The following is an 11,931-nucleotide window of genomic DNA, read 5'->3' as shown; positions in this document are numbered from 1 at the left end:
GGCGCCCTCTGCGTTGTTACGGAGCGGAAGATAACGGATTGGAATGGTTGCGCCCGGCGCTCTTGATCCACAGCCAGGAGCCGTTCAGCGCGATCAACGTCAGAATGACGTACTCCAGCGCCATCGCGTAAACGCCCTGGTAAGCGAAGATCGCCACGCTGATGACATCGATCACCACCCACAGCAGCCAGTTTTCCACGTACTTGCGCGTCATCAGGATCATCGCCACGATGGACAGCACCATCATCGCCGAATCCCAGAACGGGAAGGCGTCCGGCTGCAGCGTCGGCATCTGTACGTTCAGCCCCAGCCCTTGCATCACCGCCACCGCAATCTGCGTCAGCCAGGCGAACACGCGGTCGATGTTAAAGGTCATCAGGCCAATGCCGATGACGCACACCGCCGCCCAAGCCAGTGCTTTCGGCAGCGGCAGCCAGCGGATCTGCAGCTCAGCCTGATTATCCTGCGTCTGGCGGCTCCAGGCATACCAACCGTAAATATTGGCGCCGAAGAAAAACAGCTGCAGCAGCAGGCTGGCGTACAGCTGGATCTGGAAGAAAATCACCGCGAACAGCGTGACGTTGATCAGGCCGAACAGGTAGTTGACGATTTTTTCCTTGCTGGCGTACCAGATGCACAGCAATCCGAACAGCGTGCCGATGGCTTCGATCCACGACAGATCGTAACCGCCCGCGCCAAGCGGAATGTGCACCAGAATATTGCTGGTACTGAAGAAGCTCATGAGGTCATCCTTTTAAACGGTTAAGCGTTGCCTTTAACCTGCATCTTAAGCTGAGCGGCGAAATCCAGCATGCGGTTCAGCGGCACCAGCGCCTTTTCACGCAGCGCAGCGTCCACGTGGATCTCATGCTGTGCGCCCCCCTGCTCCAGACCTTCGGCAATCGCCTTCAGGCCATTCATCGCCATCCACGGGCAATGCGCGCAGCTGCGGCAGGTCGCGCCTTCTCCGGCGGTCGGCGCTTCGAACAGCTCCTTGTCCGGACAGGCCTGCTGCATCTTGTAAAAGATACCGCGATCGGTGGCAACGATCAGCTGTTGATGCGGCAATGTTTTCGCCGCCTGAATCAACTGGCTGGTAGACCCCACCGCATCCGCCAGCTCGACCACCGCCTGAGGCGATTCGGGATGCACCAGGATAGCCGCCTGCGGATAGAGCGCCTTCATGCGCCGCAGCGCCTGGGTCTTGAACTCGTCATGGACAATGCAGGCGCCTTGCCAGCACAGCACGTCGGCGCCGGTCTGCTTCTGCACGTAGCTGCCGAGATGGCGATCCGGCGCCCAGATAATTTTCTCGCCCAGGCTATCCAGATGCTCGATCAGTTCGACGGCGATGCTGGAGGTCACCACCCAGTCGGCGCGCGCTTTGACTGCCGCCGAGGTGTTCGCATAGACCACCACGGTGCGATCGGGATGGCTGTCGCAAAACGCATGGAACTCCTCTTCCGGGCAACCCAGGTCAAGCGAACATTCGGCAAACAGGGTCGGCATCAGCACCTGTTTTTCCGGGCTGAGGATCTTGGCGGTCTCCCCCATGAAGCGCACGCCGGCCACCAACAACGTGGAAGCCGGATGGGCGCTGCCGAAGCGCGCCATTTCCAGCGAATCCGCCACGCAGCCACCGGTTTCTTCCGCCAGCGCCTGGATTTCCGGATCGGTATAGTAGTGGGCGACCATCACCGCATTGCGCTGCTTGAGCAAGGTTTTGATCTTTTCGCGATAAAAGGCTTTTTCCGCTACGTCCAGCGGTACCGGTTTGGGCGGGAAAGGATACACCGCCGCGTTGACATCAAACATTTCACTCATCGCTGCAATCTCATGCTAGGCTGGGCGCCTGCCATTTGAATATCGCCTGCCGCAACGCCCTTCGTTTTATATACTAAACAAAATACCTAAAATTGCGCGAAAAGTCCGCTGATATTTTCAAATTTGCGCACTTAGTGTTTAATAGATTAAAAAACTGGAATGAGCCGCGCAGAACACAGCGGATAATGGCCTGGCGAAGACGCATAACGCCCAAGGAAGACCCGGATGCCGATTGGCGCAGAGTTGAAACGAGAAAGCAGGGATTCAGGTTGGGGTGCTGCAGAGGCGAAAAAAGCGCCAAAAGGCGCTTTTCTCTGAATGGGTGGGTCGTGCAGGATTGATTCGGCCTGTGGCCTCACCCTACGGGCAACGCTGCGCGTTGTCGTATCGCTGCGCGATGCTCGAACCTGAACGCAGGATCTCACCCGCACGACTCAGTGGGCTATGTCAGCAAGAAGATAAAGGCAGAGCCAGGTAGGCGCAGATGCGAAAAAAGCGCCAAAAGGCGCTTTTTTCTGAATTGGTGGGTCGTGCAGGATTCGAACCTGCGACCAATTGATTAAAAGTCAACTGCTCTACCAACTGAGCTAACGACCCAATTTCCCTGCCGCTTTAACATCTTGCAAGATGTCTTGGCAACGGCGGCATATATTACTAATTTATCTTGGCAGCGCAACCTAAATTTTTTACCGATGCGTTCAACTGCTTGTTCTTCACGCGAATGAGCCCAGAAATCGGTCAAATCGACTAACTTCTGGGCTCATTTTTCTAACCGTTAACCGCCTACGCGACTTTTCGCCTGCTTGGCCGCCGCACTGGTTGGGTATTGTTTAATCACCTGCTGGAACACGGCCTTGGCTTTATCAGCCTGCCCTTTTTCCTGCATGATGATACCCACCTTGTACATGGCGTCCGGCGCCTTCGGTGATTTAGCGTAATTCTTCACCACCACCGCAAAATAGTAGGCCGCATCGTCTTTTTTACCCTTGTTGTAGAACAACTGGCCCAGCCAATAGTTGGCATTGGGCTGGTAAGTAGACTTCGGGTACTGTTTTACGAAGGACTGAAAGGCGGAAATCGCCTGGTCATACTGTTTTTTTTCCAGCGCCAGAGAAACAGCGGCGTTGTAGTCGCTGTTCTCATCACCGCCGCTCGGCGTTGCAGAAGCGGCTGCAGGCGCGCTGCTGCCCGCATCGGAAGATGCGCCTGCGGCTGCCCCGCCGGCAGCGCCCGCTGCCGCAGAGGCGCTCTGAGCGCCGCCCTGGCTGAGGCTATCCATCTGTTGATAGATTTGCTTCTGGCGTTCAACGACCTGATTCAACTGATACTGGCTTTCCTGGATTTGCCCACGGAGAGAATCAATGTCGCGTTGATTGTCAGAGAGTTGTTGCTGGAGTTGGTTTAAAAGCTGGCCTTGAGCATTGCTGATGCGCTCAAGCGAGGTGACGCGGTCTTCGACCGAGCCGGAGCCGACATTACTGATTGGCGCTTGGGCAGTAGCGGCCCAAGGGGCCGCTACGCCAACCAGTAACGACAGACTCAACAGGTGACGTCTGAAGTTACTGTTCATGCGATTCTCTTAGTAAACCAGAACGGCACGACGGTTTTTAGCATAAGCCGCTTCGTCGTGGCCCAGTACTGCTGGTTTTTCTTTACCGTAAGAAACGATAGAGATCTGGTCAGCGGAAACGCCTTTACCCTGCAGGTACATTTTAACGGCGTTAGCACGACGCTCACCCAGAGCGATGTTGTATTCCGGCGTGCCGCGTTCGTCAGCGTGGCCTTCAACGGTCACTTTGTAAGACGGGTTGTTACGCAGGAATGCAGCGTGCGCGTCCAGCATCTGAGCGAATTCGGAGCTTACGTCATACTTGTCCAGGCCGAAGTAAACGATGTTGTTCTTCTGCAGTTCTTGCATCTGCAGACGAGCTTGTTCTTCGGAAGACAGGTTGCTGCTGCCGTTTTCCATACCAGTGCCGGCGCCAGCGCCCATACCAGATTGGTCGTTGTTCGCGCTTTTGTTAGAACTACAAGCTGCTACAGCCAGAACTGGCAGTGCCAGCAGAAGCCCTTTCAGCACTTTGTTCAGTTGCATTTCTTTGATCCTTTTATAGTTTGCCATACATATTTACACATGCATCACAGATACGGCGACCAGGCAGGGAATTTGACCTGTCCATCAGTTGCCGGAAGACGCGCTTTGAAACGCCCATCAGTTGACACCAACTGCAGCACGGAGCCCATACCTTGCGTGGAGCTATAGATCACCATGGTGCCGTTTGGCGCAATACTAGGCGTTTCATCCAGGAAGGTGCCGGTCAAAACCTGAACGGCGCCTGATCCAAGATCTTGTTTGGCGATGTGTTGTGCACCACTGTTGGTGCTGACCATCACCAGGAATTTACCATCGGAGCTGACTTCAGAATCCTGGTTCTGAGAGCCTTCCCACGTCAGACGCTGTGCGGCACCGCCGCTGGCGCTGATTTTATAAATCTGCGGACGCCCGCCCTGGTCGGAGGTAAATGCCAGAGACTGGCCATCCGGGAACCAGGTCGGTTCGGTGTTGTTGTTGCGGCCATCGGTCAGCTGCGTGATCTGGCCGGAGCCGAGGTTCATCACGTACAGGTTCAGGCTGCCGCTCTTGGACAGCGCGAAGGCCAGCTTGCTGCCGTCCGGCGAGAACGCCGGCGCACCGTTGTGGCGCGGGAACGAAGCGATCTGGCGGATGGCGCCGTTAGCCAGGGTTTGCACCACCAGCGCGGAACGGCCGCTCTCGAAGGTCACGTAAGCCAGTTTACTGCCGTCCGGCGACCAGGCCGGCGACATCAGCGGCTCAGGCGAACGGTGCACCGTGAACTGGTTGTAACCGTCGTAATCCGCTACGCGCAGCTCGTACGGGAATTTTCCGCCGTTGGTCTGCACCACGTAGGCGATACGGGTGCGGAACGCGCCCTTGATGCCGGTCAGCTTCTCGAACACTTCGTCGCTGGCGGTATGGGCAGAATAACGCAACCACTGTTTGGTCACTTTATACTGGTTCTGCGCCAATACGGTGCCCGGCGAACCCGAAGTATCCACCAACTGGTAGGAGATCAGGTAGCTGCCGTCGGCGCCTGGTTGAACCTGACCGACCACTACGGCGTCGATGCCCAATGCAGTCCAAGCCGCCGGCGTCACTTCAGACGCGGAGGTCGGTTGCTGCGGCATGCGCGCCACGTCGATCGGGTTGAATTTGCCGCTGTTGCGCAGATCCGCGCCGACAATCTTGCCGATATCTTCCGGCGGCGTGCCTGGGCCCGCCCATTTAAACGGCACCACGCCAATCGGACGAGCGGAGTCGACCCCTTGGGTGATTTCAATGCGAACTTCCGCGTGCAACACGGACGCCCACAGAATTAAAAAACCTAGCGCTACTCGAAATGCCTGCTTCATCTCATCTCCCTTATCCAGGCGGGATGCCTGCGATAAATTAGCAGAATTTTAACAAACCAACTCACGTAAAACTACATAATCCCTGTTGGTTACCTTAGTACATCCCTGTGATAACACTCACTCAATCAACCGTTATTGCGGCTTGAATTCAAGTATAGAATTCTTAAAGTGCTGATAAACGGCATCGCTCGGCGGCTTCGGTATATGCGCCAACTTGGCGGCAGACACCGCAGCTTGACACAGAGCAGGATCGCCCCCCGCTGCTTGTACGCTTATCAGCAGGCCGTCCGGCGCCAGCTTGATACGCAGGTCGCAGGTTTTGCCGGCGAACGAACTGGCGTCATAGAACTTGCTCTGAATCGCCCCTTGAATCTGCCCCATATAACCGCTGATATCCGCCCCGCTGGCGCCAGCCGTCTTGGCATTGCCCTGCCCGGCCGGTTTACCGTCGCCCTTCGATTTGGCACCGCCGCCTTTCGGCGCGTTCTTGCCATCCGCCAGGCCGCCAAACAGATCGCTAACCTCCTCCGATTGTTTCGCAGCCTCGGCGGCGGCCTTCTTCTTGGCGTCCGCAGCGGCTTTTTTGGCGGCAGCGGCTTTCTCGGCCGCCGCTTTCTTCTCTGCCTCGGCGGCAGCCTTCTTCTCGGCTTCCGCTGCGGCTTTTTTCTCGGCTTCAGCAGCCGCTTTCTTCTCCGCGGCCTCTGCGGCTTTTTGCTCTGCGGCAGCGGCCGCGGCTTTCTTCGCCTCTTCCGCCTGTTTCTTGGCGGCGGCGGCAGCGGCCGCTTCTTTCTTGGCTTCCGCTTCGGCTTTCTTCTGCGCGTCCGCCTGCGCCTTGGCGACCTTGTCCGCTTCGGCCTTCGCCTTGGCGGCAGCGGCTTCGGCGACCTTCTGTTGCTCTTTGGCCTTCGCAGCGGCGACTTCCGCCGCTTTTTGCTGCTCGGCGGCCTGCTTCTGCTGCTCCGCCGCCTTCTGCTGTTGCTCAGCCTGAGCCTTGGCGTTCTGCGCGGCTTTCTCCTGCGCCGCCAAACGCTCTTTCTCCAGCTCTTTCAGGCGCTGCTGTTGCTCCGCCTGCTTCTGCTGAAGCTCTTCGGCCTGTTGCTCCGCTTTTTTCTGGCGCTGCTTCTCGGCACGCTGCGCATCGTTGCTCTGCTGCTGCTGGCGGTTGTACTGCTCCACCACCGCGCCGGGATCGACCATCACCGCGCCCACCACGGTGCCATCACCGCCACCGCCGGCGCCCATGTCGACCTTTTCCTGCAGCGATCCCCAAATCAGCAGGGCAATCAATATGAAGTGCAGAACGACCGAAACAATAACGGCGCGGTTCAGCTTATCGTTTTGCTCAGTTGCCTTTACCAAAATAGATTCCCAAAAACTGGTGTTGCTTATACGGGGTTCCTGGGCCGCAGCGCAGGAACCGGGTTGCCGTTCGCCTTACGGTCAGATCGGCTGGGTCATCAGCCCCACGGAAGCCACGCCCGCCTGATGGAGAATATTCAATGCCTTGATAATCTCATCGTAAGGGACTTCCTTCGCACCGCCGATCAAAAAGACCGTTTTCGGGTTAGCCGCCAAACGCGACTTGGCTTCGGCCGCGACTTGTTCAGGCGGCAGCAGCTCCATACGGTTGTGATCCACCACCAGGGTGTATTGACCTACGCCGGAAACCTCGAGGATCACCGGCGGATTGTCATCGCTGGACACCGTTTTGGAATCGGTGGCGTCCGGCAGGTCAACCTCCACGCTCTGCGTGATGATTGGCGCAGTTGCCATAAAGATCAGCAGCAGCACCAGCAACACGTCGAGCAGCGGAACGATGTTAATTTCGGACTTCAGCTCGCGCCGACTACGTCCACGTACTCTCGCCATGCTACCTCCTACTTATTTGCTGTCGCTGGAGAAGGCCTGACGATGCAGAATAGCGGTGAACTCTTCCATAAAGTTGTCGTAATTCTGCTCAAGCTTGTTGACGCGCTGGTTGAGACGGTTATAGGCCATTACCGCCGGGATGGCGGCGAACAGACCGATCGCGGTGGCGATCAGCGCTTCGGCGATACCCGGCGCCACCATCTGCAGCGTGGCTTGCTTCACCGCGCCCAGCGCGATAAAGGCGTGCATGATCCCCCACACGGTGCCGAACAGGCCGATGTACGGACTGATCGAACCGACGGTGCCGAGGAACGGAATATGGGTTTCCAGCGTTTCCAGCTCGCGGTTCATCGAAATGCGCATCGCACGCGACGCCCCTTCGATCACCGACTCCGGCGCATGGTTGTTGGCGCGGTGCAGGCGGGCGAACTCTTTGAAGCCGGAATGGAAGATCTGCTCGGAACCGGTCAGGCTATCGCGACGCGCCTGACTTTCCTGGTACAGACGGGAAAGCTCGATACCGGACCAGAATTTGTCTTCAAAGGCTTCGGCGTCACGCGTCGCCGCATTGAGGATGCGGGTGCGCTGAATGATGATCGCCCAAGAGGCTACCGAGAAGCATATCAAAATCAACATGATAAGCTTAACCAGCAGGCTCGCCTTCAAGAATAAATCTAGGATGTTCATGTCAGTCACTGCTTAAACTCCGCGACAATAGACTTAGGAAGCGCTCTTGGCTTCATTTGGTGTGGATCAATACAGGCAATCAGGACATCTGCCTGGCTCAGTAGGGCCCCGTCAGAATTGACAATGCGTTGAGCAAACGTGAGAGAAGCCCCGCGCAGAGAGGTGATTTCACTCTGGACCTCCAGTTGCTCGTCGAGACGAGCCGGAGCCAGATAATCCACCGTCATGCGCCGGACGACAAAAGCGACTTGTTCACTGAGCAGCTGCTGTTGATGAAAGTTGTGCTGACGCAGCATCTCTGTGCGCGCTCTTTCAAAAAAGGCGACGTAGCGGGCGTGATAGACCACACCACTGGCATCGGTATCCTCGTAGTAAACGCGAACCGGCCATCGAAACAACGTATTACTCACTCTACTTCCCAGCAATGCAATTTAACGCTGCTACTATACGCAAGACAGATCGGGTTGGGAATGGGTTACAAGATGGGAATGAAAATAATTATGGGCCGTGAGGGCCCATAACGTGGGGACATCGGGGAGATTATAAAGAAACGTAAAGTAATCCTGCGCACAAGATCACAATTGCAGGAAGCGGCGCGAAAAAAGCGCGCCAGACGCTGCGCTGCGGGCGGAATCCGAAGCCGTGGATCACTCCGGCGCATACGGCCCAAATCAGCAACAGCCCTTCCCAAATCTCCAGCGAGCTGGTTTTGGCGGCGAAACGCGTCGGATCCCAGAACACGCACCCCGCCAAAATCAACGCCAGCACCAGGGAAAGGGCCCGAACCGGGCCCTTGTCGGTGACAGCGTACAGCTTGTCAATCACGGACGAGCTCATTACTTACCGTCTTGCTGAGCTTTGGTCGCTTCGCTCTGCTCAAGCGCCAGCGCCGTGATGATGCCGAAGGCGCAGGCAAGAAGCGTTCCGAGAATCCAGGCAAAATACCACATGGTTTAGCTCCTTATCCTTAGTACAGCGAATGCTTGTTGTTTTCGATGTAGTTCTTGTCGAGACGACCGAACATTTTGTAGTACGACCAACTGGTGTACGCCAAAACGATAGGCACGAAGATCGCCGCCACGACGGTCATCACTTTCAGCGTCAACAGGCTCGACGTCGCGTCCCACATGGTCAGGCTGACGTTAGGCACGGTGCTGGACGGCATCACGAACGGGAACATGGTGACCCCGGCGGTGAGGATGACGCAGGCGATGGTCAGCGACGAGGTGACGAACGCCAGCGCGCCTTTCTCCAGACGCGAGAACAGGATGGTGAACAACGGCAGCACTACGCCCAGTGCAGGCAAGGCCCACAGCAGCGGATACTTGTTGAAGTTGATCAGCCATGCGCCGGCCTGATGCGCCACTTCTTTACGCAGCGGGTTGGATTCCGCCATGGTGTCCAGCGCCGAAGTGATCACGTAGCCGTCGATGCCTTTAACCAGCCACACACCCGCCAGCAGGAAGCATACCGCCATGATCAGCGTCGCGATCTGCGCTGCGGCGCGTGACCGCAGGTGGATCTCGCCGGTGGTGCGCATCTGCAAGTAGGTCGCGCCCTGAGTGACCAGCATGGTCAGACTGACCACGCCCGCCAACAGACCGAACGGATTCAGCAGCTGGAAGAAGTTGCCGGTGTAGAACAGACGCAGGTACTCGTCCACATGGAACGGCACGCCCTGCAGCAGGTTGCCGAACGCCACGCCGAACACCAACGCAGGCACGAAGGAACCGATGAAGATGCCCCAGTCCCACATGTTGCGCCAGCGGCTGCTCTCCAGCTTGGAACGGTAGTCAAAACCGACCGGGCGGAAGAACAACGCCGCCAGCACCAGGATCATGGCGACGTAGAAGCCCGAGAAGGCCGCTGCGTAGACCATCGGCCAGGCGGCGAACAGCGCGCCGCCGGCGGTGATCAGCCACACCTGGTTACCGTCCCAGTGAGGGGCGATGGAGTTGATCATCACCCGGCGCTCGGTATCGGTTTTACCGATGATGCGCACCAGGATGCCGACGCCCATGTCGAAACCGTCGGTGACGGCGAAGCCGATCAGCAGTACGCCAACCAGCACCCACCAGATAAATCGCAGTACTTCATAGTCAAACATACGTGGACTCCTGTTTAGCGCGCTTCCTGCACGGCGGCAGTCGGTTGTTCAAAGTGGTAGCGGCCGGTTTTCAGGCTGCTTGGACCCAGACGCGCAAACTTGAACATCAGGTACATTTCAGCCACCAGGAACAGGGTGTACAAGCCGCAAATCAGCCCCATCGAGAACAGAATGTCGCCCGCGGTCAGCGAAGAGTTGGCGACTGCGGTCGGCAGCACCTCACCAATCGCCCACGGTTGACGGCCGTATTCCGCCACGAACCAGCCGGCTTCCACCGCGATCCACGGCAGCGGCAAGCCATACAGCGCCGCACGCAACAGCCATTTTTTCTGGCCGATGCGGCCGCGCACCACGCTCAGGAAGGACAGACCGATAATCAGCAGCATCAGCACGCCACAGGCCACCATGATGCGGAAGGCGAAGTACAGCGGCGCCACGCGTGGAATGGAGTCCTTGGTCGCCTGCTGGATCTGCGCTTCCGTCGCGTCGCTGACGTTCGGGGTATAACGCTTCAGCAGCATGCCGTAGCCCAGGTCTTGCTTGGTTTTGTTGAATTCCGCACGCACCGCAGGATCGGTATTGCCGCCGCGCAGCTCTTCCAGCAGCTGGTAGGCTTTCATGCCGTTGCGGATGCGCACTTCATGTTGCGCCAGCAGATCTTTCAGGCCGGTGACCTGAGTGTCGGTGGAACGCGTGGCGATCAGGCCAAGCGCATACGGGATCTGAATAGAGAAGGAGTTTTCCATCTTGTCCTGATCGGGGATGCCGAACAGGGTGAAGGACGCCGGCGCCGGCTGGGTATCCCACTCCGCTTCGATGGCGGCCAGTTTGGTTTTCTGTACGTCGCCCATTTCGTAACCGGATTCGTCACCCAGCACGATCACCGACAGCACCGCAGCCATGCCGAAGCTGGCGGCGATGGCGAAGGAGCGTTTGGCGAAAGCGATGTCGCGGCCCTTCAGCAGGTAGTAAGCGCTGATGCCCAGCACGAACATGGCGCCGGTGGTGTAGCCTGCAGCCACGGTGTGAACGAATTTCACCTGCGCAACCGGGTTAAGCACCAACTCGGAGAAGCTGACCATCTCCATGCGCATGGTTTCGAAGTTGAAATCCGACGCGATCGGGTTCTGCATCCAGCCGTTGGCGACCAGGATCCACAGCGCGGACAGGTTGGAGCCGAGGGCCACGAACCAGGTTACCGCCATGTGCTGCACCTTGCTCAGACGATCCCAGCCGAAGAAGAACAGGCCGACCAGCGTCGATTCAAGGAAGAACGCCATCAGACCTTCGATAGCCAGAGGGGCCCCGAAGATATCACCGACGTAATGAGAGAAATATGACCAGTTAGTCCCGAACTGGAACTCCATGGTCAAACCGGTGGCCACACCCAGAGCAAAGTTAATCGCAAATAACTTTCCCCAGAATTTGGTCATGTCTTTATAGATTTGTTTGCCAGACAGGACATATACCGTTTCCATAATTGCCAGCAAGAACGCCATACCGAGCGTTAATGGGACAAATAAGAAATGGTACATCGCCGTTAAAGCAAACTGTAAGCGCGACAGTTCGACAATATCAAACATCTTGACTCCTTGCTCCTCGCAGGAAGACTCCGACACGCGGTTATCGGCACGCTTCTTTCAAAGCCGCCAGTAACGCCCCGCAGTGAATGCCCTTAAACACAACAAATTTGATCCAGCTTCTCCGCTTTCAACCGCACACTCGGCCAATAGCCCGCACGGGCCGTCGACAAGCACGCCACTGAAAACCGACAACGGGTAACAAATGCAACAAGATCAACCATCCATAATCACAACATGGATGATACTCGCCCAATCCCACACAATAAATAGGTTTTTACGTGACGTGGGTTGGACTTTTGGTTACAGGTCAAATCTTAGCCGAAAGAGGTACTTCGGCCTAATTTGATCTGAGACAATTTAAGCCTATCCGCATATTATTTCCATATTCATCAGCACATTTCGCATAATTTTCTTAGGGTCATGTTGCGC

At 57.0% G+C, this 11,931-nt stretch carries 13 protein-coding genes, 1 tRNA gene and 1 other RNA gene; all 15 read right to left on the bottom strand.

The window, feature by feature from the left end; translation table 11 throughout:
* Nucleotides 1-16: 16 nt before the first annotated feature.
* Nucleotides 17-742 carry a nicotinamide riboside transporter PnuC gene (gene pnuC / locus SERRSCBI_RS06035; RefSeq protein WP_033652339.1) on the bottom strand — a complete coding sequence of 242 codons (726 nt, stop codon included), beginning with the start codon at nt 740-742 and terminating at the stop codon, nt 17-19.
* A gap of 20 nt (nt 743-762) precedes the next feature.
* Nucleotides 763-1,824, bottom strand: a complete 1,062-nt coding sequence (nadA, locus tag SERRSCBI_RS06030) for a quinolinate synthase NadA (protein ID WP_015376982.1) — start codon at nt 1,822-1,824, stop codon at nt 763-765.
* A gap of 320 nt (nt 1,825-2,144) precedes the next feature.
* Nucleotides 2,145-2,269: non-coding RNA, RtT sRNA (locus tag SERRSCBI_RS23975), on the bottom strand.
* A 76-nt stretch (nt 2,270-2,345) separates the two neighbouring features.
* A tRNA-Lys gene (locus SERRSCBI_RS06025) sits at nt 2,346-2,421 on the bottom strand.
* Between the two features lie 178 nt (nt 2,422-2,599).
* Entirely contained in the window at nt 2,600-3,394 is a 795-nt protein-coding gene (gene cpoB, locus SERRSCBI_RS06020) for a cell division protein CpoB (protein ID WP_004939852.1), read from the bottom strand.
* Between the two features lie 9 nt (nt 3,395-3,403).
* Nucleotides 3,404-3,919, bottom strand: coding sequence for a peptidoglycan-associated lipoprotein Pal (gene pal / locus SERRSCBI_RS06015; protein ID WP_004939853.1), 516 nt, complete (start codon nt 3,917-3,919; stop codon nt 3,404-3,406).
* A gap of 44 nt (nt 3,920-3,963) precedes the next feature.
* Entirely contained in the window at nt 3,964-5,256 is a 1,293-nt protein-coding gene (gene tolB / locus SERRSCBI_RS06010) for a Tol-Pal system beta propeller repeat protein TolB (RefSeq protein WP_004939856.1), read from the bottom strand.
* A gap of 132 nt (nt 5,257-5,388) precedes the next feature.
* Nucleotides 5,389-6,615 (bottom strand): cell envelope integrity protein TolA, encoded by a 1,227-nt coding sequence (tolA, locus tag SERRSCBI_RS06005; protein WP_042783865.1) that lies wholly within the window; start codon nt 6,613-6,615, stop codon nt 5,389-5,391.
* Nucleotides 6,616-6,696: 81 nt separating this feature from the next.
* Nucleotides 6,697-7,125 (bottom strand): colicin uptake protein TolR, encoded by a 429-nt coding sequence (gene tolR, locus SERRSCBI_RS06000; protein WP_004939859.1) that lies wholly within the window; start codon nt 7,123-7,125, stop codon nt 6,697-6,699.
* Nucleotides 7,126-7,137: 12 nt separating this feature from the next.
* Nucleotides 7,138-7,821, bottom strand: coding sequence for a Tol-Pal system protein TolQ (gene tolQ, locus SERRSCBI_RS05995; protein WP_004939862.1), 684 nt, complete (start codon nt 7,819-7,821; stop codon nt 7,138-7,140).
* Nucleotides 7,818-8,222 carry a tol-pal system-associated acyl-CoA thioesterase gene (gene ybgC, locus SERRSCBI_RS05990; protein WP_004939863.1) on the bottom strand — a complete coding sequence of 135 codons (405 nt, stop codon included), beginning with the start codon at nt 8,220-8,222 and terminating at the stop codon, nt 7,818-7,820. Before ybgC ends, tolQ begins: the two co-directional genes overlap by 4 nt.
* Nucleotides 8,223-8,352: 130 nt before the next feature.
* Nucleotides 8,353-8,649, bottom strand: coding sequence for a cyd operon protein YbgE (gene ybgE / locus SERRSCBI_RS05985; RefSeq protein ID WP_004939866.1), 297 nt, complete (start codon nt 8,647-8,649; stop codon nt 8,353-8,355).
* Nucleotides 8,649-8,762 carry a cytochrome bd-I oxidase subunit CydX gene (gene cydX / locus SERRSCBI_RS23970; RefSeq protein ID WP_004939868.1) on the bottom strand — a complete coding sequence of 38 codons (114 nt, stop codon included), beginning with the start codon at nt 8,760-8,762 and terminating at the stop codon, nt 8,649-8,651. The genes ybgE and cydX overlap by 1 nt, the downstream gene beginning before the upstream one ends.
* Nucleotides 8,763-8,779: 17 nt before the next feature.
* Nucleotides 8,780-9,919 (bottom strand): cytochrome d ubiquinol oxidase subunit II, encoded by a 1,140-nt coding sequence (gene cydB, locus SERRSCBI_RS05980; protein WP_015376980.1) that lies wholly within the window; start codon nt 9,917-9,919, stop codon nt 8,780-8,782.
* 14 nt (nt 9,920-9,933) lie between these two features.
* Nucleotides 9,934-11,502 carry a cytochrome ubiquinol oxidase subunit I gene (gene cydA / locus SERRSCBI_RS05975; protein ID WP_004939873.1) on the bottom strand — a complete coding sequence of 523 codons (1,569 nt, stop codon included), beginning with the start codon at nt 11,500-11,502 and terminating at the stop codon, nt 9,934-9,936.
* Nucleotides 11,503-11,931 lie beyond the last annotated feature (429 nt).

This window comes from Serratia sp. SCBI (assembly GCF_000747565.1).
In the GTDB taxonomy this organism is placed as follows: Bacteria; Pseudomonadota; Gammaproteobacteria; order Enterobacterales; family Enterobacteriaceae; genus Serratia; species Serratia ureilytica.
Note: the sequence above shows the minus strand (reverse complement) of the source record. Positions and strands in the feature narration are given on the sequence as shown.